This window comes from Mucilaginibacter aquatilis (assembly GCF_009755275.1).
Lineage (GTDB): Bacteria > Bacteroidota > Bacteroidia > Sphingobacteriales > Sphingobacteriaceae > Mucilaginibacter > Mucilaginibacter aquatilis.
The window spans coordinates 80,346-106,042 of sequence record NZ_WQLA01000001.1; the positions used below are offsets into that span (position 1 = coordinate 80,346).

Annotated in this window: 30 protein-coding genes; 19 read left to right on the plus strand and 11 right to left on the minus strand. The window is 40.5% G+C overall.

What is annotated here, in order from left to right; translation table 11 throughout:
- The first annotated feature begins 19 nt into the window (after positions 1-19).
- Entirely contained in the window at positions 20-733 is a 714-nt protein-coding gene (locus GO816_RS00400) for a 2-C-methyl-D-erythritol 4-phosphate cytidylyltransferase (RefSeq protein ID WP_157539380.1), read from the plus strand.
- Positions 734-802: 69 nt separating this feature from the next.
- Here the strand turns inward: GO816_RS00400 and GO816_RS00405 are convergent, their stop codons facing one another.
- From GO816_RS00405 to GO816_RS00415, 3 genes are all read right to left on the minus strand, one after another.
- Complete coding sequence (locus GO816_RS00405) at positions 803-949, minus strand: lmo0937 family membrane protein (RefSeq protein WP_157539381.1); 147 nt, start codon at positions 947-949, stop codon at positions 803-805.
- Positions 950-1,061: 112 nt separating this feature from the next.
- Positions 1,062-1,283, minus strand: coding sequence for a DUF2795 domain-containing protein (locus GO816_RS00410; RefSeq protein ID WP_002996718.1), 222 nt, complete (start codon positions 1,281-1,283; stop codon positions 1,062-1,064).
- A 90-nt stretch (positions 1,284-1,373) separates the two neighbouring features.
- The gene (locus tag GO816_RS00415; protein ID WP_157539382.1) at positions 1,374-1,922 is read right to left on the minus strand and encodes a cob(I)yrinic acid a,c-diamide adenosyltransferase; all 549 of its coding nucleotides are present in this window, start codon (positions 1,920-1,922) and stop codon (positions 1,374-1,376) included.
- A gap of 84 nt (positions 1,923-2,006) precedes the next feature.
- Here GO816_RS00415 and GO816_RS00420 point away from each other — a divergent pair, with 84 nt between their 5' ends.
- Positions 2,007-3,056 carry a chitinase gene (locus tag GO816_RS00420; protein WP_157539383.1) on the plus strand — a complete coding sequence of 350 codons (1,050 nt, stop codon included), beginning with the start codon at positions 2,007-2,009 and terminating at the stop codon, positions 3,054-3,056.
- 78 nt (positions 3,057-3,134) lie between these two features.
- Here the strand turns inward: GO816_RS00420 and GO816_RS00425 are convergent, their stop codons facing one another.
- A complete protein-coding gene (locus GO816_RS00425) occupies positions 3,135-3,611 on the minus strand; it encodes a DUF4920 domain-containing protein (protein WP_157539384.1) in 477 nt (158 codons plus the stop codon).
- Between the two features lie 153 nt (positions 3,612-3,764).
- Here GO816_RS00425 and GO816_RS00430 point away from each other — a divergent pair, with 153 nt between their 5' ends.
- Positions 3,765-4,487, plus strand: a complete 723-nt coding sequence (locus tag GO816_RS00430; RefSeq protein WP_157539385.1) for a DUF72 domain-containing protein — start codon at positions 3,765-3,767, stop codon at positions 4,485-4,487.
- A 27-nt stretch (positions 4,488-4,514) separates the two neighbouring features.
- Here GO816_RS00430 and GO816_RS00435 read toward each other — a convergent pair whose 3' ends face one another.
- The gene (locus tag GO816_RS00435; protein WP_157539386.1) at positions 4,515-5,759 is read right to left on the minus strand and encodes a dicarboxylate/amino acid:cation symporter; all 1,245 of its coding nucleotides are present in this window, start codon (positions 5,757-5,759) and stop codon (positions 4,515-4,517) included.
- A 352-nt stretch (positions 5,760-6,111) separates the two neighbouring features.
- Between GO816_RS00435 and GO816_RS00440 the strand changes: the two genes are divergently transcribed.
- The 7 genes from GO816_RS00440 (at position 6,112) to GO816_RS00465 (ending at position 10,848) form a co-directional block, all read left to right on the plus strand.
- Positions 6,112-6,429 carry a hypothetical protein gene (locus GO816_RS00440; RefSeq protein WP_157539387.1) on the plus strand — a complete coding sequence of 106 codons (318 nt, stop codon included), beginning with the start codon at positions 6,112-6,114 and terminating at the stop codon, positions 6,427-6,429.
- Between the two features lie 151 nt (positions 6,430-6,580).
- Complete coding sequence (locus tag GO816_RS00445) at positions 6,581-7,096, plus strand: DUF3347 domain-containing protein (protein WP_157539388.1); 516 nt, start codon at positions 6,581-6,583, stop codon at positions 7,094-7,096.
- Positions 7,097-7,262: 166 nt separating this feature from the next.
- Positions 7,263-8,549: a citrate synthase gene (locus GO816_RS00450; RefSeq protein WP_157539389.1), complete on the plus strand. Its 1,287-nt coding sequence runs from the start codon at positions 7,263-7,265 to the stop codon at positions 8,547-8,549.
- 174 nt (positions 8,550-8,723) lie between these two features.
- Complete coding sequence (locus tag GO816_RS00455) at positions 8,724-9,683, plus strand: glycoside hydrolase family 43 protein (protein WP_157539390.1); 960 nt, start codon at positions 8,724-8,726, stop codon at positions 9,681-9,683.
- Positions 9,684-9,979: 296 nt separating this feature from the next.
- Entirely contained in the window at positions 9,980-10,372 is a 393-nt protein-coding gene (locus tag GO816_RS00460; protein WP_157539391.1) for a hypothetical protein, read from the plus strand.
- A 9-nt stretch (positions 10,373-10,381) separates the two neighbouring features.
- Entirely contained in the window at positions 10,382-10,516 is a 135-nt protein-coding gene (locus tag GO816_RS18885; protein WP_262884856.1) for a hypothetical protein, read from the plus strand.
- A complete protein-coding gene (locus GO816_RS00465) occupies positions 10,513-10,848 on the plus strand; it encodes a hypothetical protein (RefSeq protein ID WP_157539392.1) in 336 nt (111 codons plus the stop codon). The genes GO816_RS18885 and GO816_RS00465 overlap by 4 nt, the downstream gene beginning before the upstream one ends.
- 539 nt (positions 10,849-11,387) lie before the next feature.
- Here the strand turns inward: GO816_RS00465 and GO816_RS00470 are convergent.
- From GO816_RS00470 to bla, 3 genes are all read right to left on the minus strand, one after another.
- Positions 11,388-14,624: an amidohydrolase family protein gene (locus tag GO816_RS00470; protein WP_157539393.1), complete on the minus strand. Its 3,237-nt coding sequence runs from the start codon at positions 14,622-14,624 to the stop codon at positions 11,388-11,390.
- 332 nt (positions 14,625-14,956) lie between these two features.
- Positions 14,957-15,340, minus strand: a complete 384-nt coding sequence (locus tag GO816_RS00475; protein ID WP_157539394.1) for an RNA recognition motif domain-containing protein — start codon at positions 15,338-15,340, stop codon at positions 14,957-14,959.
- Positions 15,341-15,525: 185 nt separating this feature from the next.
- Positions 15,526-16,278, minus strand: coding sequence for a subclass B1 metallo-beta-lactamase (bla, locus tag GO816_RS00480; RefSeq protein ID WP_157539395.1), 753 nt, complete (start codon positions 16,276-16,278; stop codon positions 15,526-15,528).
- A 364-nt stretch (positions 16,279-16,642) separates the two neighbouring features.
- Between bla and GO816_RS00485 the strand changes: the two genes are divergently transcribed.
- Positions 16,643-17,005 (plus strand): response regulator, encoded by a 363-nt coding sequence (locus GO816_RS00485; protein WP_157539396.1) that lies wholly within the window; start codon positions 16,643-16,645, stop codon positions 17,003-17,005.
- Between the two features lie 123 nt (positions 17,006-17,128).
- The gene (locus GO816_RS00490) at positions 17,129-17,629 is read left to right on the plus strand and encodes a hypothetical protein (protein ID WP_157539397.1); all 501 of its coding nucleotides are present in this window, start codon (positions 17,129-17,131) and stop codon (positions 17,627-17,629) included.
- A gap of 35 nt (positions 17,630-17,664) precedes the next feature.
- On the opposite strand, the gene GO816_RS00495 is transcribed toward GO816_RS00490, so the two are convergent.
- Entirely contained in the window at positions 17,665-18,372 is a 708-nt protein-coding gene (locus GO816_RS00495; protein ID WP_157539398.1) for a S24 family peptidase, read from the minus strand.
- A 15-nt stretch (positions 18,373-18,387) separates the two neighbouring features.
- Here GO816_RS00495 and GO816_RS00500 point away from each other — a divergent pair, with 15 nt between their 5' ends.
- Together GO816_RS00500 and GO816_RS00505 are read left to right on the plus strand one after the other, a co-directional pair.
- Positions 18,388-18,708 carry a hypothetical protein gene (locus tag GO816_RS00500; RefSeq protein WP_157539399.1) on the plus strand — a complete coding sequence of 107 codons (321 nt, stop codon included), beginning with the start codon at positions 18,388-18,390 and terminating at the stop codon, positions 18,706-18,708.
- A gap of 39 nt (positions 18,709-18,747) precedes the next feature.
- Positions 18,748-19,161, plus strand: a complete 414-nt coding sequence (locus tag GO816_RS00505) for a hypothetical protein (protein WP_157539400.1) — start codon at positions 18,748-18,750, stop codon at positions 19,159-19,161.
- A gap of 28 nt (positions 19,162-19,189) precedes the next feature.
- Here GO816_RS00505 and GO816_RS00510 read toward each other — a convergent pair whose 3' ends face one another.
- Together GO816_RS00510 and GO816_RS00515 are read right to left on the minus strand one after the other, a co-directional pair.
- Positions 19,190-19,699 carry a GNAT family N-acetyltransferase gene (locus GO816_RS00510; protein ID WP_157539401.1) on the minus strand — a complete coding sequence of 170 codons (510 nt, stop codon included), beginning with the start codon at positions 19,697-19,699 and terminating at the stop codon, positions 19,190-19,192.
- Between the two features lie 79 nt (positions 19,700-19,778).
- The gene (locus GO816_RS00515) at positions 19,779-20,126 is read right to left on the minus strand and encodes a hypothetical protein (protein ID WP_157539402.1); all 348 of its coding nucleotides are present in this window, start codon (positions 20,124-20,126) and stop codon (positions 19,779-19,781) included.
- A 151-nt stretch (positions 20,127-20,277) separates the two neighbouring features.
- Between GO816_RS00515 and GO816_RS00520 the strand changes: the two genes are divergently transcribed.
- The 5 genes from GO816_RS00520 to GO816_RS00540 all read left to right on the plus strand — a co-directional run bounded on the left by GO816_RS00520 (position 20,278) and on the right by GO816_RS00540 (position 25,652).
- Positions 20,278-20,757, plus strand: a complete 480-nt coding sequence (locus GO816_RS00520) for a terminase small subunit (protein WP_198171381.1) — start codon at positions 20,278-20,280, stop codon at positions 20,755-20,757.
- Between the two features lie 83 nt (positions 20,758-20,840).
- Positions 20,841-22,049, plus strand: coding sequence for a PBSX family phage terminase large subunit (locus GO816_RS00525; protein ID WP_157539404.1), 1,209 nt, complete (start codon positions 20,841-20,843; stop codon positions 22,047-22,049).
- 52 nt (positions 22,050-22,101) lie between these two features.
- On the plus strand, positions 22,102-22,827 hold the full coding sequence (locus GO816_RS00530) for a hypothetical protein (protein WP_157539405.1): 726 nt from the start codon (positions 22,102-22,104) through the stop codon (positions 22,825-22,827).
- Between the two features lie 155 nt (positions 22,828-22,982).
- Positions 22,983-23,432 carry a hypothetical protein gene (locus GO816_RS00535; protein WP_157539406.1) on the plus strand — a complete coding sequence of 150 codons (450 nt, stop codon included), beginning with the start codon at positions 22,983-22,985 and terminating at the stop codon, positions 23,430-23,432.
- A 36-nt stretch (positions 23,433-23,468) separates the two neighbouring features.
- Positions 23,469-25,652 (plus strand): hypothetical protein, encoded by a 2,184-nt coding sequence (locus GO816_RS00540; RefSeq protein WP_157539407.1) that lies wholly within the window; start codon positions 23,469-23,471, stop codon positions 25,650-25,652.
- Positions 25,653-25,697: the final 45 nt, after the last annotated feature.

Here is a 25,697-nt window from a genome sequence, read left to right on the forward strand (position 1 = left end):
TTTTGGCATATTTGATGCCATGCTACACGCTGCTCCTCATACCACGCACAACTTACATCATACAGTTCAAAAGAGCTATGCTATCATTGTTGCCGGAGGTTCGGGAACGCGCATGCAATCGGCAGTGCCTAAGCAATTTCTACCTGTAAACGGCTTACCCGTATTAATGCATACCTTGCTAGCATTTAGAAAAAGCCAGTATACCCCTAATTTGATAGTGGTACTGCCCGATAGCCATCATGATTACTGGGCACAGTTATGCAGCCAACATGCCTTTACAATACCCCACGAGTTAGTAAGCGGCGGCCCTACCCGTTTTCACTCTGTTAAAAATGGATTGAAGTTAGTACCCGATGATGCACTAGTAGCAGTGCACGATGCCGTACGACCGCTCACTGCCCCAAGCATTATTGATGCAGCATACAAGCAGGCCGGCATACAAGGGGCCGTAGTTGTAGCAGTGAAAAGCAGAGATTCGGTAAGGCAGGTTAAAGGACCTTTTACGCAAAGCCTTGTGCGTGATGAAATATACCTGGTGCAAACCCCTCAAACCTTCAAAGCATCGCTTCTTAAAGCTTCATACGAGCATCCGTACCACGAGAACTTTACCGACGATGCCAGCGTAGCCGAACACGCCGGCCATACCGTTCACATTGTTGAAGGCAGCTATCAAAACTTCAAAATTACTTTCCCGGAAGATATAGCCATTGCAGAATTATTGTTAAAGCAATAAGTTAATAATAAAAAAAGCCGTTTGCACAAAGTACAAACGGCTCAGACTTACTTGTTAAAGTAAAATAAGTTATGCCCTGCGGATGATGCCTAATAGTAAAGCTATTACAGCAATAACAATTAAGATGTGAATTAAACCGCCTACGTTATAAACGAATGCGCCTAATAACCAACCGATAATCAGGATAACGGCAATGATATACAATAAGCCTCTCATAGTGATGTGTTTTTTAGTTAGATAATGTATTTGTTTGATTAAATAACCAACGCAATTCCGAATTGTTGTAATAAAATAAAAAAACCTACGTTATTGCAGGTTTTAAATCATTTTAATATTCGTCTTCGTTAAAGAAGAAGTCATCCTTGGTAGGATAATCGGGCCAGATTTCTTCGATGTTTTCATAAGGCTCACCATCATCTTCCAAAGCTTGCAAATTTTCAATTACCTCCACAGGTGCACCCGAACGGATAGCGTAATCAATCAACTCGTCTTTAGTAGCAGGCCATGGTGCATCTTCCAGATGTGAAGCCAGTTCAAGGGTCCAGTACATATGTTTATTATTTATGATTTGGGTTAAATTCCAATTTTTGCAAAAATATAGTATTTACGATTGGTTTATCAAATTATTTTTTCAAAAGTTCTACGTTTTTGGAAGCCATTTGTTTTCAGCAATTTCATGTTCACTGCCAATTTTTCGGGCCAGCACAAAAAGGTAATCACTCAAACGGTTCAGGTACACTATTACCAATTCATCAACCAAACTTTCTTCACTTAGCTTAACCACTATGCGTTCGGCGCGGCGGCAAATGCAGCGCGCCACATGGCAAAATGATATAGCGTTATTACCACCCGGAAGTATGAAATGTTTTAGCGGAGGCAATTGTTTTTCCATTTCGTCCATTTTTTCTTCCAGCATTAATACATCACTGTCGGTAAGGTCGGGCAACATACGGTGCGGTTTATCAGGGTCGGCAGCAAGCGAGGCACCTACTGTAAACAAGGTATCCTGAATTGTCTTTATAAATTGTTTATGTTCGCTGGCAATATCCTGATCGGTAATCAACCCCAGGTAAGCATTAAGCTCATCAACCGTACCATAGCTTTCTATACGTATATGTGCTTTGGTAACACGCGTACCTCCTATAAGTCCGGTAAAACCTTTATCGCCGGTTTTAGTATATATCTTCATTAATTAGTTGTTATAAATTATTTAATAATGATTTGATGCAATATGAATAATTTTTGATGTTTACATAAAATACAATCTTCATATATGAGGTTTCAACAAAAAAACACCAAATATTTTCAGTACACAAAAAACTTATCTGTAGCTGCTGCGTCGATAGCTTTGTTATGTTTAAGCTGTAGTAATACTGATAAATCGGCACAGAATAAAAAGGAATATGTACCACAGCAACCGGTTTATGAAGCACCAGTTGCCAGTAAGCTTATTACCGAAAAACAGTTTAACGAACTATTTCCTCAACGTAATAAGTTTTACACTTACAGCGCCTTCAAAAAGGCCTTCGAAGAGTTGGGGCAAATTAAAATAAAAGTTACCCGCCGGGCAACCTCTGTTTACCAGATTGTAAGAACTGACCGTTCTACCGGAAAAAGCGCAGTTGTGCGCCAGGATGTTGACTGGAATGAAGACTGGGCTAAAAAAATGAAGCCCGACAGCACTTATGAAGTTGATTACAGCAAATTTTGCAACGAGAAGGATGCCACTTTAAATAAAAAAGAATTGGCTGCATTTTTTGCGCACATAGCACATGAAACCCGTGGTGGCGAAGATGATACATTTACCGATGGATTGATGTACATACATGAAAAAAACACATCATCAGCTTACATTGCCGAAAATGATGAGTACCCTCCTGTTGCCGGCAAAAAATACTATGGCCGTGGCCCGGTTCAATTGAGTTACAATGGAAATTATGGTTATGCCGGCGACTGTATTTTGGGCGACCATAACATTTTGCTTAAAAACCCCGACTTGATTGAAACCGATGCTGTACTTGCTTTTAAAACCGCCATTTATTTTTGGATGACGCCACAAACGCACAAACCATCGGCACATGATGTAATGATTGGCGTTTGGCAGCCTAAAGCCGCCGACAAAGCCAAAGGCCGGGCACCAGGCTTTGGTATGACCATTAACATTGTTAATGGCGAAGTGGAGTGCAACAAGGGGGAAGATAATTACAGCATGAAAGACCGAATAAAGTTTTATCAGTTCTTCCTGAAAAAATTAGGTGTGACTGATACTGCAAATTGCTCGTGTGCTAAAATGCAGCCCTACCTGTACGGTGTAAATGAGTAAGGGAAATCGGATCTTTTAACCTAAAACAAAAAATGCTGTAGTTATCAACCACAGCATTTTTTGTTATGCTTTTAGAAATTATTCGGTAACCAAAACCCCATCGGCCATTATGGTTACATCTTTTTTAGGCTTATTAATTTTAGCAATTTCCTGGCTGCTTTTACCGGCATCTTTAGCATAGTGGCGCAGGCGTTCAACAGGAGTTTCGCTTACTGATGCCTTACCTTCAACAATTACATTTTTACCTACTATGTTTTGAGGCATGAAGTAAGCATAGTCGGTAAACCTAACCATAATATCTTCACCGTTATCCTGCTTCAGTTTCATAAAGCAGCCTTTCTTTTTACACACCTCAGTCACCTTACCACTAATTTTTCCGTTGTAAACGGTATCATGACTTAACTTTTTATTTAAAGCCGAAAGGCTGATTGCCTTGTCCTTATTTATTGTTTTACCGTAAGTTACGCCGGGCGCGGCGGGTTTAATGTCAGCTTGTTGAGCATATGAGGCTGCACTTATTAAAAGGGCGGCAGTAAGTAATTTTAATCCTTTCATATTTGAGTATGTTGTTGACTGTAAATATAATAACAATTTTCTTTTCAGTAATCTTGTTAAGTAGTTGTATATGGCAACGCCTGCAAACATGATAAGTACAAATGCAAACACTTTGTTACAAACCAATATAACTGCATATGAGTACTATAACACATGAAATGGCACATAGGCTGCTCGGGGTTTTACTATAAACACTGGAAGGGCGAGTTTTACCCGGCTGATTTACCACAGAAAAGTTGGTTTGAACACTATTGCAAGCATTTTAACACGCTTGAGCTTAATGGCACGTTTTATAGCTTTCCAAAACCGTTATCATTAAAAAGATGGTATGATGAAAGTCCCGCTGATTTTTCTTTTGCTGTAAAGGCACACAGAGGAATTACGCATTACAAGAGGTTTAACGACATACATGAGCGTGTAAGCGATTTTTATGAATTAATAAAAAATGGATTAAGCGATAAATTAGGAGCTGTACTATTTCAATTACCGCCAAGCTTCGCTTATTCAGATGAACGCCTTAAAAGCATTGTTACGTCACTAAATCCATCATTTAATAACGTGGTTGAACTGCGGCATAACAGCTGGTGGATACCTGAAGTTTATGATGAATTTACTAAAGGCAACATTAGCTTTTGCGGCATGAGCCACCCTGATTTGCCTGATGATGTAATTGCAACCACATCTGATTTATATTACCGTTTACATGGCAACCGGCAGCTATATACATCGCAATACACACATGATGAATTGATGCAGCTGGTTAAACATGTTGAGGCCACCGGTGCCAATCAGTGTTATATATATTTCAACAATGATATTGGTGCAGCTGCAGTTAAAAACGCACTCGAACTAATAAAGCTCACAGGTGCACGTTAACCTAATGTTGGTTGTGAGTGATGATAATTAGCCATTTTCAGGCTTATATTCATTATAGTCTTTCTCCATCCAATTACTCCCTTCAGTAAACCTTGCAATAAGCATGGCTGCAACATTATCGCCGGTTGCGTTTAAAAGCGTTGCCATAGGGTCTACCAGGGTTCCAATAATCATTGCAGGTGGTAAGGCTTCGGGCGGAAAACCGTAGGCTGCAATAAAAAGCAACTCTCCCACATAACCGCCATTGGGAATTCCGCCTTCAACAAGACTTACTAAAACAGTCATACCCAAAGCAAGTATGATTACATCGGCGCTGTTAAAACCTTTACCAAAAAGAGCGAATACTACCGCCATTTTTATTATTGAAGATATGCTTGATCCATCTTTATGTAACGTTGAACCTAGCGGAATGGTAACATTTGCAATAACAGCAGGAATACCTATTTTTTTGGCTGCATCAACGTTTGCAGGTATGGTGGCAATACTACTGCACGTACCAACTGCCGTTGCAGACGGTATAATGTTATTGGGCCAAAACTTTTTAAAGCCCTTCACTCCTCCTGCTATAAACGCATAAGCACTAAACCCAAAAACATAATAAAACGCACCTACGCCATAATAAAGTCCTAATGAACGTGCATACGCTCCAAACAACTGCGGACCAAATACACCTACCTGATAAGCAAAATAAGCACCCAGCCCCACCGGACCAAGCTTCATTATAATAATGAATACGTGCTTGAATACTTCATTACCAGCTAGCAGACAACGCGTAAATGGCATCCCCTTTTCTCCGCTGCGCAATGCTGCAAAACCAATAATAACTGAGAAGATGATCATGGCAAGCATATTCTGTCTTGATAAGAGTTGGTAAAACTCGCCGGTAGTAAACAGCTGTGTAATTTGATCACCGACAGGTTGCTTGCTTACCTGCTCAGTGAGTGGTGCGCTGGTTAGCTGCTCATGAATGGGAAAAATCCATACTGCCAGTATAGTTAAACATGCCGATATGAGCACGGTGCCTAAAAATACCGCACACATTACGCCCAATACTTTACCCAACTTTTTACCTGGCTGCAAACCTGCAATGGCCGATGATATGGCGAAAAACACGAGTGGTATAACCGCTGTAAAAAGAAGATTAAGAAAGATATCCCCAATTGGCTTCAGCACGTTTACCTTTTCACCTAAAACAAGACCTGCAATGCTCCCTGCAATGATGCCCGTTAGAAGCCATATAATGCCTTTATAATTTTTGTAGAAATTGTTCATGACTGGTTGTTGGTTAAAAGTACTAATTACATGTAATACAATTTAAACACCCTTTCAATATCATGAGGTTGTTACTTAGCGGCGTCAATTACATTAAAATCTGAATATTCATGTACAATAAATCTGTTCATTCTTGCGTAAAGTTTATTTAAAAAAACGAAACAAAACATGAATTATAGTGCAACAAAGCAATTGCCTGTAAAATATCTAATTGATTTTTAAGTTGTTGAATAATCATGAACACTTTTACAACTTTTGCGATTGAAGAACTATTAAACCCTCCGGCTCGCTGATTGTCTATCAATCATAACAACAATGTAAAGAGCATAATTACTAACAAAGAATTACACTTATGAAACGAATAACCTTTTTTGCAGCTTTTATTGTAGCACTTATAGCATTTAACGATTCGGCAAAGGCCCAGGTTAGCGCCCATATTGGTATCAACATCGGTCGCCCGGCTTATTACGCCCCGGCACCAAGAGTGGTGGTGGTTGATCGCCCGGTGGTATATCACCGTCCTGTGAGGCATGTATATTACGAGCGCCCGGTAGTTGTGCGTCGCAGTTATTACCGTCCTGCCCCGCGCAGAGTAGTGGTAATTAACCCTGGCCGCGGCAGAGGCCACTGGCATGGACATGGTCATGGTCATGGCCACGGAAGATGGTAATTTTTTATAGAAGATTAATAATAGTTCGGCCCTTCAGTTGCATTACTGAAGGGTTTTTTGTTTTTGTAAGCACCTCTTTGGGTTACACGTTAACTTGGCGTTTAAACACAAATTACTACCTTAGCCTGTATTTAATGCAATACAATCTATCATGAAAAAATATTTTTTTATTGGTGCGTTGGCTGTTACGGCCCTATTGGGCGCCTGTAATCAATCAAACAAGCAGGAAAGCAGCACCGAAGTTACCTCTGTAGAAACAGTAACCGAAGTAGCCGGTAATGACACAGCTAAAGTTTACCAGGCGTATTTGGCAGTAAAAGATGCCCTGGTACAAACAGATGGTAAAGCCGCGCAACAAGCTGCTACAAAATTAACCACCGCCCTAAGCCCTATCAAAGGATGTGACGAAGCTGAGGGTTTATCAAAAAAAATTGCTGAAACGGACGATGTTAAATCGCAGCGTACAAACTTTTTGCAACTAAGTCAGGATGTAATTCCATTAGTTAAAGGTTTGAAAACCCAATCAGCACCTATATACATTGCTTACTGCCCTATGGCAAATGAGGGCAATGGAGGTTACTGGCTATCGGCACAAAAAGAAATCAAAAATCCATACTATGGTAAAGATATGATGGATTGCGGCGAGGTTAAAGAGGAAATTAAATAAAGCCATTTTATAATTTTTTGCCTTTGAGCTAAAAACTATCAAGCCTCTAAATTGGTATTAATAACACGTATTGATTTAAGGTAAATTTTAAGTGATAAAACGCATCCGTAAATATGATTAATGGCTTAATTAATTACATTTGCCACGGATACAACTAATTATTTCTATGTCGGAAAACGCACAATTAAAAATTGGAGATAAAACCTATGATTTGCCTGTATTAGAAGGCACAGAGAACGAAAAAGCTCTTGATATTTCGAAACTTCGCGATCAAACAGGCTATATCACCCTTGATATTGGTTATAAAAATACCGGTGCAACCAAAAGCGCTATAACATTTTTGGATGGTGAACAAGGCATTTTAAAATACCGCGGTTATCCGATTGAGCAACTTGCCGAAAAATCGAGCTTTATTGAAGTTGCTTACCTGCTTATTTATGGCGAATTGCCAACCAACGAACAATTGGCAAGCTTTCAGGCCGAAATAAACCGCCACACATTGGTGCATGAGGATATGAAGAAATTCTTCGACGGTTTCCCATCCAAATCACACCCAATGGGTCAGTTGTCATCCCTTATAGGAGCTTTGGCTGCTTTCAATCCTGAAAGTTTAGAGCCAGGTTTGAGCCCAGAAATAGTGGATTTGGAGATACATAAGCTTATTGCTAAAATGAGCACTATAGTATCATGGATCTACAAAAAATCTTTGGGTCATCCGGTTAATTATCCTAAAAACAAGTTCGATTATGTAACAAACTTCATGTACATGACCTTTAGCCAACCAACCGAAGATTACGAGGTTAACCCGGTGGTTATAAGTGCCATGAATAAGTTGCTTATTTTGCATGCCGACCACGAGCAAAACTGCTCTGCTTCTACTGTTCGTATTGTAGGTTCATCTGATGCTAATTTATATGCATCAATATCTGCCGGTATTTCTGCTTTGTGGGGTCCGCTACATGGGGGTGCCAATCAGGCCGTTATTGAAATGCTGGAAAAAATTAAGGCAGACGGTGGCGATACCGATAAATGGATTGCCAAAGCCAAAGATAAAAATGACTCATTCAGGTTAATGGGCTTTGGTCACCGTGTGTATAAAAACTTCGACCCTCGTGCTAAAATCATCAAAAAAGCATGTGATGATATTTTAGAGAACCTGGGTGTAAATGATGAGGTATTGGATATTGCCAAACGCCTGGAAGAAGTTGCTTTGAAAGATCCATACTTTGTTGAGCGCAAGCTTTATCCAAACGTTGATTTTTATTCAGGCATTATTTACCGTGCGTTAGGCTTCCCAACTGATATGTTTACCGTATTATTTGCTCTTGGCCGCCTGCCGGGATGGATTGCCCAATGGAAAGAAATGAAAGAAAATAAAGAGCCGATTGGTCGCCCACGTCAAATTTATACCGGTGCTACCGACCGTGATTATACCGATATTTCAGGCCGCTAAGCTTGATCATATTTTGCAAGGGGTTGATAGAAATATCAGCCCTTTTTTATTTAAAAAAGTATTAATTTACCAACCAATGTTATTGAAAATAAATAGCAGATGTCGTTAATTTAAACACGATTTTGATCTAAAAAATGAGGTTGTCTTCACAACAAGCGTAATACTTATTCAAACATGCATCCAACCATTAAAAACACCATTGGCGCACTATCAGCATTACTAATAGCCAGCAGCCTGTACGCTCAAAAAAACCCTATTATAAATGGTTACTACGCCGACCCTGAAGGTATTAAGTATGGTGACACTTACTGGGTGTTTCCTACATTCTCGGCAAAGTATGAAGACCAGGTATTGTTGGATGCTTTCTCATCGAAAGACTTAAAAACATGGACCAAGCACCCACGGATTGTAGATACAAGCGCTGTAAAGTGGGCTAAGCGTGCAATGTGGGCTCCTGCAGTTTTAAAAAAAGATAAAAGGTATTACCTGTTTTTCGGCGCTAATGATGTGCATAAGGGTGAAGTTGGCGGTATAGGGGTTGCGGTAGCCAATAAACCGGAGGGCCCGTATAAGGACTTATTAGGTAAACCACTCATTCAGGAAATTGTAAATGGCGCTCAACCTATTGACCAGTTTGTTTTTAAAGATAAAGATGGAACTTATTATATGTATTATGGTGGCTGGGGCCACTGTAACGTGGTAAAACTTAAGAAAGACTTTACCGGTATTGAACCCTTACCTGATGGTTCGTTGTATAAAGAAATCACGCCTGATAAGTATGTGGAAGGTCCTTACATGTTTATTCGTGATGGAAAGTATTACTTCATGTGGTCAGAAGGTGGTTGGACGGGTCCTGACTATAAAGTTGCTTACGCCATTGCCGATTCACCTTTTGGTCCGTTTAAGCGCCTTAATACCGTGTTAGAACAAGACCCAGCCGTGGCCACTGGCGCAGGACATCACTCTGTTATCCATTCTGCTAAAGACAATAAATACTATATCGTATACCATCGTCGTCCGCTTAACAAAAAAAGTGCTCACGAACGCGTGGTATGTATTGATGAAATGAAATTTGACAGCGAGGGACACATTTTACCAGTAAAAATGACCGGGAAGGCTATGGTGGATTTTTAGTAATAACCATATTATTGCTACCAGATGATGTTTATGAGTTTAGCTGCGATTTTTTTAAATGAGTTTTACTTACTTAAATAGAGGTAAGCTGTAAGGTCTTTCTCACTTTGATATAATAGTAGTGCGAGTAAGCAATTAGAACTAATTAATAAATAATTAAAAAACATGCTGTAAATGAGTTAATTAATATTACCTTTATAAACCACCACAATTAATACCTTTCTACTTAGACGTTGCTGCCTCTTTGATCCGGTGATATTTAAGCTTCACGCTTTACAAAATCCCGCAAACAGGTTATGCTAAGAAATAGCTTTTTCAAATATTACCGCGTTTTTAAAAACGCCACCATCGTTACAGAGGTATCGGCAAATAATTTCGTGCGCGTACCACCTGTACAGTTTAAACGCGGCTTACCTATAGGCGAACCTATAGATGTACTTATCAGCATCCCTTATTTTAAATACTCCCTACCGCCCGACGAGAACATGTTTTATGGTTATCTCACTAAAGCCAAAGCAATGGAAAAGGCAAAGTCAGGCGCACTTATTTATATCAATACAATGATTGCTGATATAGAGCATGGTATAGCTAAACTCAAGGCATATCGCGTGAGCCATTATGAAGATTTAAATATTAATCTTTTAGATGCCAACATCAGGCGGGTCGAAAAACTAATGAATATCAAATAACATCATACCATGAGTAAAGGAAAAAACGTAGTGAAGAGCGACAAAAAGGCGCCAAGTACAGAGGGAAAGAAAGCACCGTCAGATTACCAGTCGGGTAAATCAAGCGTATCAGAACCTATAGTAACTAAAAAGAAGAAACAATGATTATAAAAGACCAGCCAATTGCCATGCAGGCTAAAATCTACATGTACGAATTAAATAATTCGGCACGCGAAAACGGCTTTAAAGCTAACGAAGGGTGGGAAGTAAGCCGCGCCACACATGAAGAAAAAACGGAGCTGGAGAAAAAGTATCAGTTAACCATATGGGCCAAAGTGCTGCCCGAAATGCTGGCCGAGTTATTTATAACCGTTAAATCGCAATTAATATTGGCTAAGACTCTGGTGGCTGATGGTAAAAAAAGTGAAATGAATTCTGTAGCCAGCAACGATCAGCAGTATTTGGTTGCATTTAATCCAAACAGGCTAAAAACCTGACATTAAATATCTGTTCGGGTGTAGTTACCCGGACGGACAATGAGTACCAAGTTACATAGCTTATTTAGAAAGAGTCGCCTGCACTACCAGGCGAACCTGCGCCATTTAGGAAAGGCTTGCTGCGCTATGTTGAAGGTCACGCCTATATCCGTTTCTGTTTTAGCAGGCAAAGATCTGTTCAAAATTGGGCCTTGTACCCTGCCATAATTTCGGTTAATAGCATGTCGAGTTGTATTGAATTTGCAAAAAATATCTTTATACGGTATCTGATAACGTTGGTATAACCAGTTGATCAAGTTGGTTGCTATGGTTTTTAATTTAAAGTGCCAAAAAAAAATTTTGGCAAGGCAAAGTAAGCAAACTGTCATCATACCAATTTCTGGGCTTGAAGGTAAGCCATACTCGCGCATTGATACTACAGGAAACTCTAAAAGGTATTTCCTGATTGAAATTCGACCGAGTTTCCCTACAAGGTGTTGCCTCTACACCTCCAAGCGGTAGGTCTAAAAGTACATTCCTGTTCACTCACTTACATTCATCTACTGCTCTCCATCACTGCTTCCAAACAAATACGTTTCGGTATTGCCCACGGGAAGATTCATCAAATTGCCGGTTCCTAATTGCCACCAAAAACGCAGGCGGGGTTTGTCGGAATTTCCTATCTCGTTCATCGAGTCGGAGTCGAACAGGCGACCGTTAACCATAACATATTTGATGTTATCGCTATCACGTATATCATCTAACGGGTTTTGGTTAAGTATAATCAAATCGGCGAGTTTGCCAGTTTCCAATGAGCCTATTTCTTTATCCATACCAAGATAAGCGGCGCCATTGATAGTTGCACAACGCAGGGCCTGCATAGGCGTAAAGCCACCTTGTGCAAGCATCCAAAGTTCCCAGTGGGCACCCAAACCTTGCAACTGCCCATGAGCACCCAGGTTGATGCGTGTACCACCATCAGCAATTTGCTTTACCGCCCGGGCTATGTTTATATGACCGTAATCACCATACTCAGCTGTTGTACGCCTGCGCGATCGGCCATCTACAATTGATGGCGGTGTAAAACTCAACAAGTGTTCATTTTTCCACACCTCGCTGCGGTCATACCAATAGTTTTCTCCAAACTGGGTTCCGTAGCTTACTATTAAAGTTGGCGTATAAGCAGTTTTGCTGGCATTCCAAAAAGATTTTACATCCTTATAAACAGGCCACACCGGTATGTTGTGTTCAATGCCCGTATGCCCATCGGCAATCATAGTCATGTTGGTAAAATACGTTGATCCGCCTTCAGGTACTACCTCCATTTGTAACTGGCGCGCTGCTTCAATTATTTGCTGGCGTTGTTCCCTACGCGGCTGGTTGTAACTTTTTACCGAAAATGCGCCTACCGCCTTTAACCGGCGCAAGTGTGATAGCGCATCATCCAAACTATTTACTACAGCTTTTGAATCGCCATCGGCCCCGTAAAGTATAGTACCTGTAGAGTAAACCCTTGGCCCTACCATACGCCCTGTTTTTAACATCTCTGCCTGGCTAAATACCATTTCAGTATTGCTCGATGGATCGTGAGATGTAGTAACGCCGTATGAGAGGTTTGCAAAATAATGCCAGTCCTGCTGCGGAGATATACCATCGGGACTTATACCCAAGTGGCCGTGTACATCAACAATACCCGGCATAATAGTTTTGCCTGCAACGTTGTATATTTTAGCATCAGCGGGCGGCTGCACATCCTTCCCTACAGCCATAATTACATTGCGGTCAATTACTATGGTGCCTTTATCAATCACTTCCTCACCTTTCATGGTAATAATACGCGCATTGGTAAAAGCAATTTTGCCACCCGGAATGTCAGCTTTCAGTTTTAAATTAATATCAAGGCCGGTAGTGTCAGCATTTTGCTGTCTTTCACTTCCAACATCAATAAATGAAAAAGCAGAGCGGATATCGCGCACATAGTACCTAGGCCCTAAGGTCCACATCAATTTCTGGCTGTCTTTACTCCAGTGTAAGTAAGTTCCGGCATCGCGTGTAAGCTTACTAAGTGGTAAAGCCTTATTTGCCGATGATAACTCCTGTGCGCTTCCGCTTAACGTCATAGGCGTTATATAACAATTGAATAACTCGGTAAAAGCCATCCACTTGCCATCAGGACTTGGACAAAACTGTGTAGCATAAGTTGAAGTATAGAGTGTTTTAGGAGCAACCCCGGGGCTGTTTAAATCAAGCATCTTATAAGCTTTTTTATCGCCCTCGGTACTTTGATAAAACAACTTGGTATCATCAGCGCTAAATTGCGGTTTAACACCCTGACTTGAAATACATTGCGACACACCTCCTAAAGATGAAACAATGTAAATTCCCGGATTTTTACCAAAAGCAAAACCTAGAACATCATTACCTTCGCCTTTACGATATACCACCTTATCGCCTTTGTTACTAAAAAGCGGTGAATAGTAAAATCCTCGTTCGGTAGTTAAGCGGGTAATATGCTTTGTATAAAGGTCAATCAAATTTACCGAGCCCTTTAACTCATCGCTCCATGTAGTGTAAACAAGCTGGCGGCCGTCGGCACTAAAGCTCGGCTCATACTCAAACTCGGGTGTGGCGCTTATACGTTCGGGCTTACCCGAAGGGAGATCTTTAATATAAATATACCCGGCTGCGTTGAATGCCACCTTCTTACCATCGGGCGACGTGGTAAGCTGACGAATCATTTTAACGTTAACTTCATCTTGAAACACGCGTTGCGGAAAATGAAGCGCCTCGGTGATAGTTTGTTGCGATGTAACTTCGAATGGAACATTTACAACATTGAGTGTCAAAATATCAAGGTTCCATATTTTGCCTTTTGCATAGAAGATGATATGCTGATTATCAGGCGTCCAATTAAAGTTTGGATATGTTCCAAAGATAGCCCAAGTCTCCTGCTGGTCGTGGCTTAGATTATCGTAAACCGGGAACTCCTCGCCCGAGGCAAGGTTGTGTATATATAAAACTGATTTTAAACGGTTACGCTTTACAAAGGCCATCAGCTTACCATCAGGTGAAATTTGTGGTCGGCATGCTCCACCACTACCACCCGTAACAGTTTCAATTTGCCCGGTGGTACGGTTGAGCCGCTTAATGGCGTATATACCTTGATTAGGGTCTTTGTTATATTGAAAGGCAGGACCGGGAGTAACATCTTCGCTCCAGTAAACATACGTACCTTTAGGCGATACCACTGGCTCACCAGCATCTTGCTGATCGTTTTTACGTTTGGTTAGTTGTATACCCTCACCTCCTGTTTTGTGATACATCCATAATTCACCTGCGCCTAAAGAGCGGGTGTTAGTAAAATGCTTTCGCGCTACAAAATACTGGCCATCGGGCGTCCAGTAAGCGTTGTTAAGCAACCTGAAGCTCTCTTTGGTTACCGGATGCTTGCTTGCGCCATCGGCTCCCATAACCCAAATATTGTCACCGCCGTCGCGGTCACTTGTAAAGGCTATGTTTTTACCATCTGGACTAAACCGCGGTTGCACCTCCCATGATTTACCACCTGTTAATAAGGTTGCCTTTCCGCCGGTTATTGGTATGCTATATATGTCGCCTAGTAAATCAAAGGCAATTGTTTTCCCATCCGGACTAACGTCCAAATTAATCCATGTGCCTTCATCTGTATTAATGCTTATTTTTTTGCTTTGGCCGGGAGTATTCTCAACGTTCCACTTTTGTGAAAATGCATTGATAGAAGCAATAAATAAGAATAGAAAAAATGCCAGCGGTTTCATAGTGTAAGATTAACACCGCTAAAATAGGAAATGATTACAAGGAGTACTAATAACAGCAAAGTTGGTTAAGCTGAAGTTACCGAAATTTGACAACAGCGAAACGGCTAAGAGAAAATTATTGCGCAGGATACAAATCACCTTACTTGCATCGAATGCAGCGAGAGAATGGTAATACGCTTATGGCAAAGAGATACCGGTCCGAATAAAATTCAGATTTATCATAGCTCGATAAACAGCCAATGACCATCTACAAGCTTAAAGACAGAGGTAAAATTCAGGCTATAACAAAAACGCCGGAAGATATAATATCAACCGGCGCTTTATATATTTTATTAGTTCCAACGACCACCGCCGCGGTTGCTATCTTTTTGATAGCCGCCACCGCCACCACGGTTGCCACCACCGCCGTAACCACCACCACGGTTGCCACCGCCGCCAAAGCCGCCACGGCTACCGCCGCCGCCATTGCTTGGTTTGCGTTGCTCAGCCTGGCTAACTGCAATGCTGCGGCCACCAACTTCAGTTCCGTTTAAACCATCAATTGCTTGCTGACCGGCTTCATCATCTGCCATTTCAACAAAGCCAAAGCCTTTACTGCGACCGGTTTCCCTGTCGATAATAAGTTTTACTGAGTTTACCTCTCCGTATGCTTCAAAGAGTTGTTTTAAATCTGCTTCCTCTAAGCGATAAGGAAGGCTTCCTACAAAAATGTTCATCAATTTTAAATTATCATTTTATCAAGCATGCTTGCTTAACACCGCAATTAACATAAAAATTTCTGCATTTGTTCAATATTCATCGTGATAAAAAATTTATTTTTTGACGAATTACGATTTTTGTCATTAAACCACTACAAATGAGCTATTTTGAAGTAATTTTTATACTATAAATTAACAAAAAGTTAACGTCCACGATTCTTTGAGAGTATAATCATGGTATGGCTTAGCATAGCAGTACCACCTTCCCAGCCTTCATGCCCGGGAATAACGAAAGCGGCATCGCCATATTTGGTAAATAATTTACGTGCAGCCTGTGCCCACTGCTCTATGTTACTGCCAGGGGTATCAGGGACTGACTTTGAGTCGAAACTTCGAACTAAACAGCCTCCAAACAACACTTTACTATCCGGAAACCAAACCACCAGATTATCTAAACTATGCCCAGCCCCCGGGTAAAATGTCTCAAGCTTCACATTCCCTAGAGTGATCGTCGTATCGCCCTTAAAAGTATAAGCAGCTTGCTTTTCATCGCTTCCGGAGGTTAAACTTTGAGTTAATAAGCTGCTGTAAGTTTTTGCCCCATGCTTTTTCAACCAATCAAGCCCTGCAGTGCGATCACTATGATGATGGGTTACCACACAAAGAGCAATTTTTTGGTGGTGTTTTTTTTCAAGAGTATCGGCCAGCTGTATAGTTTGAGCCTCATCCCATGGAGTATCAATTAATATAATGCCGTTATTAGTTACAACATACAACCCATTTGCCGGAAACAAGTCTTCACCTTCATTAGGCTTACCATATGAGGTGTACACATAAAAATTTTCGTAAAGGTGTGATGTTGAAATAACGGGAGGGTTACCATCTGCAAAAGTTAATGCAGATTTTAAAAGCAAAACAAACAGTAAAATAACCTTATAAATCTTTGTAAAATCCATTCGGCAGTTCAGTTAATAGTTTCAGTAAAAATCAAATCTAATATTTAAATGTACAAATACAATGCCTTTGACGGCATAGCAACAATTGGACGTTGATTCACTGCTTTTGTTTAAACTAAGTAAGCTATCAACTATTTGATGACATTTAGGAAATTGATATGACATCAAATGCATTAATTTGGAAATTATAAATAAGATTAAAGGCTGCTTAACTTTTCAAATAATATATGGTACTGGCTTGAAAGTCACGCCTCTTGTTTAGAATGATTACGATTTTTGCAATTGTGCTTAGCTCAGATGACAATTACAGCAATAAAGTATATATTTGTCTTTTATAAAAATTAATTAATTAATAGTAAAACGCGTGAAGATTGTAGTGATAGAGGATAATCCGGATATCAGTGAGATTATGGATTATATACTGAAGGATGATGGTTATGAAGTAATCTCATCTGAAGATGGTACAATCGCTGATCAATTTCACGAGATTAAACCTGATTTAGTTTTAATGGACGAATTATTACCCGGTAAACGCGGTAGTGAGTGGTGCAGCATTATTAAATCAGATCCAAGCAGGCAACACATCCCCGTTGTACTGGTATCAACCATTCCAAACATTGAGCAGTTGGCTCAAAAAAGCGGCGCTGATGGTTACTTGGAAAAGCCATTCAACATAGCTAGCCTGAGCGATTTAATAAAGGAATTTGCTGCTAAGAAAAATCAATAATCAGAAATATTTCATCAGAACTTTTCTTAACAACCCTCAGCTGTTGCGCGTTTTGTTGCGAAGTACTCCAACAAAACGCGCACAATGAGGTTAAGTGTATGCAATAGTTTATAATACACATTTATGAAAAAAATAAAGGCCTTATGCGCCTCATTTGCAGCTACAGCCGCTTTAAGTTTGGTTATTTCTTGCCAAAGCTCCCCTCAGCAGCAAGACACTAATGATACCACCAACTCTAAAAAGAAAATTAAACGCGGCAAGATCACTAAACGTACGCAGGATGGATGCTATGCTAAGGTTAGCGGCCAGCAAATGAAAGATACTTTGTTTGTGAAGTTACATGTAGAAAATGACAAAGTAAGTGGCGATATGATGGAAACGATTTTTGAGAAAGACCGCCGTAAGGGAACTATAAGCGGTACTATCGAAAAAGATAACATTATTAAAGCTACCTGGACCTTTATGCAGGAGGGCATGACCGATTCCATGAAAGTGGCATTCAGGCTTACCCACGCAGGCTTAATGCAACAGCCTTTAAAGGTTGATGCAGCTACCGGCCGCCAGGTTCCGGACACAAGCTCACCTTACTCTATATTACTTAAACCTGCCGATTGCAATAAATAGGCACTTATAGTTATAAAAAGTAAAAAGCACAATCATTAATGATTGTGCTTTTTATGTATATCCTTAACCAGGCAAAGCCGCTTTATCTCATCCTTCCTTATGGGAAATGGTGGATACTTAAGTTGATCGCCCACCTTCTCGGCTGTGTTGTCAGAGTACGCTATAACTTCCTCTTCATTTTCAGATGCCAACAGGCGCTTATACATACGGTAATCGCCCCATTCAATGTAATACACCTCCCCTGGCAATATCTTCATATCATGTATAATTTTGAGCGCTACCCAACAGCCATTTTCCAGGTATGGATACATAGAGTGCCCCCAAACGGGTAAGGCAAAGTCACACTCTTCAATTCCAGGGAAGTACATGTGCCCTACAGGCTGGCTGTCATTAATATCATTATATACCTCAACACCCGATGCAGTGGCAATTACCTCATACATTGGGATTCCCTGAAACTGTCGTGCCGGCGGCGCCTGCGGAGCCTTTAGTGGTGCCTGAGCTGTAGCTTGTTTTGGCTGCAGATATGAGCTATAAGTTTCTTTAAAAATTTTCAGCTTTTCTGTATCTATGTTTTGTCTGCTCTTGATTATTTCTGTAATTGAACTTGCAGAGTTAAAGCCTAAAACTTCAGCCAGCTCTGCGTTACCATTGAATGCCCGCCCCTTCAACTGATTATATAAAATAATGAACTCTAGTGTCTCAGGCCGAATTGTTTTTATTTTAACTGATTTATTGTCCATACTTATCGCAAATATGTGGATAACTTTTTCTTTATTAATACAGATATTTCTGTATATTTGTTCTGTACAAAACAAAGAAATACAAATTTACTGATTTTTACAAGTTATCTTCTTTATTTCTTACAAAAACAAATAAAATCAATTGTGATGCACATAGCCTATTCGTCATTAACGAACTTTCATACCCATTCCAAACGTAACCGTACAAGAAATGAAATTGATAAGGTTTTAAAACTAAGGCACAAGGCTTATGAGGCGGCTTGCATCAAACACCGCGAAGAAATAGCGGCGATACAAAAATATTTACCGGGCTGGCAGCCTGCTTTTGAAATGTAATAAACTGCTCACATTAAATACACCAACACAATGATACCAATGAACCAAAAAACCCGGAATGAACTCTGGTGGCTTATTATTTCGGTAGATTACAATTACAGCCGTATTGCCATAGCAGATCATGAGCTGATAGGGCAAACGCTTACCTTATGGCTTGAGGATAAGCAGGACTATAAAAATACGCTTGACGAGTGCCTTCAACTGCATATACCGGTTAAACACTTTACTAAGCTTATAAAAGCAGAGAACTTGAACAGTTATGAAGGCACCAAAAGTCACCCTGTTAAAAACTACGTTTATAAAACGCGTGTAGCTATAAACAATCCTTTAAATTGGTATAATTACGATGCCACAGCAACGGAGCAATCCTTCGCCCGTGAAAGCATGCTTAAATTAATACTTACACAGCTCGTTGAAACTGAAGTGTTTTGCCACGAATACAGCTTGGCCTAATTTAGCAAAAGCAACACCTAATCTAATACTATAAGCTCAATCGCTTTTCGAACGCTATAAATTGAAGACCGGGCTTTTTATTTAAGGTAATTTCATCTCCGGGATGGTATCCGATTTTAAGAAATAAATTTTGCATAGGACGATTAACTAAATTAGTATCAAGCCTTAACAGCGGTATTTGCTTTTGTATAGCAACAACTTCACATTGTTGCAACAGCAGAGCAGCTACGCCCTTACCTTGCATAGCAGGACTAACCGCTAACCTATGCGCTACAATTGCTGGTTCCGTAATATCCCAACCAGGCACTTGCGCATATTCCGGCTCCTGGCCTTCAGTAATGGCAATGACACCGGCTATTTGGTTTTCAAACTCTGCAACCCATAAAAACCCATTTCGAATATCAGATTCAAAAACTTCAGCATTTGGATAGTTATTGTCCCACTGCCTGTTACCGGCAGCTTGCATAACCGGAACTACCTGCTGCACAAGTAGCATTATAGAACTTATATCATTTATTGTTGCTAAGCGTACTTTCATTTAATAGTATTTTATAAAGAAGCCAATCGAAAAGGAAAAATCTATGAAAGGCGTTTTAACAGAAGATTTAAGATTAAGGCTATTGCTTGTTTTGCTCTTCTGTATTCTTTTCAATTTCTTGTGTACCTACGCCAACAAGCTCTTCGCTGTGTTCTTCGGCCTGTTCAGAGGTTGCATAGTTAAGTTTACGAAATCGCCATATAGCAAAGGCCGGCTCCTGATAGCGGTTGATAAGCTTAAAAAACTTTGGAAAATTATGCACTTCTTCAAGCAAAATACCGGTTACAATTCCATTGTTGTCCAGTATTTCGCGTATGGTGTATTCTTTATCTTTGGTTATCCATATCTCAAAATCCTGACGAATCTCTTCCGCTTTGTCAGCATCTATTTTATCATTTATACAAACAACTTTATCACCAGGTCTCATGAGTGCAAATATCAAAAATTAAAAATTTGTTTAGGTAATTAAATCAAACTTCCCGATTGATAGCCTCACCCTAATGCTAAAAATATTTGCATTTTTCAATAATTATTCATACATTTACAATTATAATATGCCAATTGGCAACCCTATCATAATGCGATCTAATAAGTATATTTTGTTCCAAAAGGCGCATCATTTACGTGCCAGGGTAGCCGAATATTTTAACTACATCAAGGGGATTCATCACATTGAATTACTTCCGTTTAAAGCAACAGCCAAAAGCACACCTGAAATGCGCGAACAACGTGTTTGGGATAGAGAGCCTCAACCTCCTACGCTTAGTGGTTTAGCTTTATTTTTGGGTTTTGAAAGCCTGCAAGCATTCCTGTTATATGAACAGAATGGGGCTTATGCATCAACTTTAAAACGCGCACGTTTGCAAATTGAAGCTGAATATGAAAAGCAGCTCAGTGGTCAACCCGCCACAGGAGCAATTTTTGCTTTAAAGAGCTTGGGGTGGATGGAAAAACAAGCCGAAAAAGACGGCTCTACATCTGCCCTTAACACCCTTCGTATTGAAATTGTAGCAACCGGCCCTACCCCTGCTCAGCACGAGCAGGAAGTTACTTTGTAATCTAAGGATAGCACTGTAGTTGAGTGGCGTAATTCTAGGTATCCTTCTCTATTTCTTATTAAAATTTACGCGAGTCACACGCTATGCAAACATCAGTATTGTTTAAATTTAATTATGACAGCAAAGCTCAGATAATTGTAAATCAAGGCGGCACAAGCTCGGGTAAAACATATGCTTTGATACAGGTTTTGCTGGCATTGGCCTGTGAACAACCAAAACAAGTAATTACTATTGTTGGGCAGGACATCCCGAATTTGAAATCTGGCGCTATGCGCGATGCGCAAACTATAATAAGCCAGTGGCCAACCTTGCAAAGTGCTGTCAAATCATTCAATAAGTCTGACCGCGTATATGAACTACAAAACGGCTCATTAATTGAGTTTAAAAGTTACGACAACGGGCAAGATGCAAAAAGTGGTAAACGTGATTATCTCTTTATAAACGAGGCCAATGGTATTACCTGGGATATATACACAGAACTTGCCCTGCGAACGCGTAAACGTGTCTATCTTGATTACAACCCTAACGCTGCATTTTGGGTACATGATGAGTTGCTGGGGAAACCAGGCGTTGAACTATTGATATCAGACCATAGGCACAATCCGTTTTGTGACGAGCATACAAGGCAAAAAATTGAAAACTTACAGCAGTCTGACCCAGAACGATGGAAAGTTTATGCGCGGGGACTCACCGGTAAGATAACCGGTTTAGTTATAACCAATTGGGTGGTTTGCGAAGCTATACCTACTGATGCCAAAAAACTTGCCTGTGGTCTTGATTTCGGATTTACCAATGACGAAACCGGCTTATTGGAAGTATATAAGCAAAACGGCGAGTTGTGGGTAAATGAACTTTTGTACGAAACCGGGCTTACCAACCAAGACATAAGTGAGCGTATGGCCGCTGCCAATGTCAACAAAAATGTGGAGATCATAGCAGATAGTGCCGAACCTAAATCAATTGAAGAATTAAGGCGGTTAGGTTGGCGCATTACCGGAGCAAAAAAAGGTAACGACAGCATCAAAAACTCTATTGATATTTTGCGCAGGTATCGAATTAATGTTACCCGAAGCAGTGTGAATTTGCGGCGCGAGCTTGGCCGTTACCAGTGGAAGACAGATAGTGCAGGCAAAACATTAAATGTACCAACCGATAGCTGGAACCACTTGATTGACCCGTTGCGTTACGTTGCTCTAAACAAATTAAACATAAACGGCAGCAGCACAGCCCGTACCCGCCTGCCCTACTTACCTCAAAACCCTGCATTTAATGATGTTGGCGGGTTCATGTAAGCTCCTAAAACAAATCCTTAAAAAGGAAGCCCATGTATTAAAACAACTTATAATGATTCAAAAATATTTTAAAACCATTACTGGCGAACTTAGCATATCCATTCCTGAAAAGCTGGATGAAATTAGCCTGGGTCAGCTGATGGCCTTACAGTCTGCAAGCAAGCTGTCTGATCTTGATGCTATCCAAATACTTTCAGGTGTTCCGCTGGAAAACTTAAAGCAGGTTCAAGACTTTAACGACTTTGAAGAGTTCAATGAAACTGTAGCAACGTTGGCTTTACAAATCAGTAGCTTGTATAACAGCAACCAAATACCTGATGACGTAACGTTCAATATTGACAACAAATTAAAAAAAGTTAAGGTATTTAAAAACCTAAGCATCGAACCTGCGGGAGCATTCATGGCAGCGCGTGATATTATAGTTGAGGAAATGACAAGGCACGCCGCGTCGAACAATGACGAAGACTGGCAGCAATCATTCACCCCGTCACTTAAAGCATGCAGTCTTATTTTAGCCAATTACTTTTATTGCCGGGCCACACAGCTACCATATGATGAAGAACTTGCCGAGCAATTTGCCACGGAAATTGAAAAGCAACCAATTACAACCATTTTACCCATTGCCAAGTATTTTTTTTTGAGCTATCCAAACTTATCGAAACCGAAAACCGGCTTTTGGCATCGCCTTCGTCGGCTTTGGAACAGAGGGCTGGCATTAAAAATTTTGAAAAGTTCAGGTACATCAACACAGTTAATGCATTGGCCGGAGGCGATATAACCAAGTGGCAGCTTATTTTAAACCTGCCTTATAATAAGGTACTTACCAAATTACTTTTAAACAAAACGGAAGCCGCCTTTCAAAAAAAATATACTGAGTTGCTAAGCAATCAGGGCTAAACAAGCAACCAACTTTTCTTCTAATAATAAGTAATCATGCCAATTCGCTATCATATTTCAAAAATAACGCAAACATTAAGTAATACGCCTGGCTTTGCCTACGGCACTGCCAATGAACTCAATCAACTTGCCGACGATAAATCCTACCCTTGTGTATTTATGTACCCTCTGCAGGGTATTGATATGCATCCATCAATAAATGGCTCGGTAAGCAATACTTTCTCAGTATACCTCGAATTTTTATACAAGACCGACTTTGGGCAGTACACCGCCGATAATGAAACTTACGTTACACAAGCCTTAGCGCTGGCAAATGAGTTTTTAGTGAAAGCCGCAAAATATACCGACGGTAACAGCCGGTACTTTAAAATAACATCTGCTACAAAAGCCAAGTGCACTCCGGTTTATAACAAGTATGATGTAAACACAACGGGCGTGGGTTTAACACTCACACTTCAATCGCAAACCTTCGGAACATTTAACTAGCCCTGCCCAACTTCCATTTACGCCAACACCAACACTATGCCTAAATACGCAAAAGAAACCTTTTTAAATAAACGCACCGTTCACCCGTCTATACGGCCGGAGAAGCCGTTTCAGCTTGGAGACACAAGAATTGGTATAATTGACACTGAAGACCGCCCCTTAACCAGCACCGGATTACAAACTTACGCCGACGTTTATATAGAGCTATTTGATGAAAACGGCAGGGCAGTTGAAGGCAATTATTGTATCGTCCAATACGAAGAAATAATTAATGGTAGTTCGAATGATATACAAGAAATTGCTATACCGGGCACTAAAATTATTATTGGCAAACAAACACTTATTGAAGATACTAGTGAAGATAATTACTACTACTATCGGCTGAAAGTTTATCCCAATGTAATTGAAAACAACGGTAGCTATACACCGCCTGGTGTTTGTGATACACGGATAAATACTGTAGTAATCGACAAAAAGGAAAGTGCTCCGGGTCGTAAAGACGGGCAGGTAACTATTGTTGCCTCATCTGGAGCGGGCGATTTACAGTATAGTCTTGACGGCATAAATTGGCAAACCAGCGAAACATTTAATAACCTTGCGGGTGGCGGATACACTGTTTATTGTAAAGATGCAGCAGGCTGCCCAGCTTCATATTATCTTACAGTTGATACGGTATTAAGCCTGCTTGTATCTGATCCATCTGTAATGTTAAACATCGGTAATGTAAGCAGATGGAGCGCAGCTTTTAACCCAATTGTGTTTACTTATCAACGTCGTGATTTAAATGTGACAGCAGTTTTGCCTGCAAATTATGGCAGTCAAACATCATTTAAAGTAAATGGAGCACTCAGCACAGGCAACATTATGTTGACTGCCAAGGATAAGATATATGTTAATGCAGGCTACTACAAAGGCGTTTATGATGTTTACTATGTAAATCAAGCAACCAGCGAAGTTTGGATTGACCTGCCCTACACCGATTCACTTAATAACACCGGCTTTATTAACATCAATAAATTCCGGCCTTATTATGAAGTCCTAACGCAAATAACCTATCAAGATACCCTAACCGGTCTAATGAGCACAATAAACTGTGTACACCGGCCAAACACCCAAGGCTTAATACGGGCAGACATTTCTAATTTTTTACAGAGCCTTTTGCAAGCCAAAGATGATATGGGCGCAGATAGGCCTAACAGTCGCGATTATAATTTAGGTGCTTGTTATCATGTAAAGTATACAGAAGGCTGGCAAGATCCATCAACGGGCGCAAATGTTAAATCGGCAAGTATAGCCATTGATACGCCTTACTACGTTACGTACTCGGCCAGGCAGCTTGGCGATAGTTATGGCGGAAACATGGCTGCTTATGTGCCATTTAAGCAAGTTGATGCACCAAGTAAGCGCGCCAGATGGTTAACAGATTTTGCAGAGCCTGTTTACTCGGCCGGTTACCCTTTTGATATTGGCTTCATATACGGTGACGACTTAGCGGGATTAAACCTGTATGCAGAAATTACAGCTCTTGATGTTAACAGGAATCCGTTGGGCACGCCTGCTACCACATACCTGCTTAACGAAGATGGATCATTCCTTTTACAGCAAGACAGTAGCAAACTTGTAATTGTACGGCCACCCGTTACAAACAAACCATTTGTAACCGGGCTTGCACAGCGCATTGGCGTAAACAGGTTGCACATAAGCCAAAACTTTGACGTGTATGCCCGGTACTTCAAATTAGATTTAAAATATCGTGATGCTGATGATAATGAACATCAGGTTATGCAAACGCAAATTGTTCGTATTGATGATGCCATTGATTTGCAATCGGTATATCTCCGCTGGATAGGTCTTAACGGGGCTTGGAATTACTACCGCTTTGTATACAACCAGGAAATAACTTTAGATGTGCAAAATGCAGTTATACTTAAAAAGCACGTTACCGATTGGGCAAATCACGATGCTATTGAAGATGTAATAAGTAAGAGCGCCGGGCTAAAGATGAAAGTTATAGCCGAAGATCTTGCCATTGCAGACATCAAAGGCTTGCAATCGTTAAAGTATTCGCCCAAAGTACAAATGCTCATCAATAAAAACCCGGTAAAATGGCAAACGGTAGTACTTAACACGGCTACCTTTGCCGAGTATGAAACGCGTAACGGCCAGGCACCTTTCAGCGTCACTTTCAATTTACCTGCACTAAATATTCAAACGCAATAAGCAACGCCCGTTCGGTAATCTTCCAGTTTACCCTTCCGCTTTGTA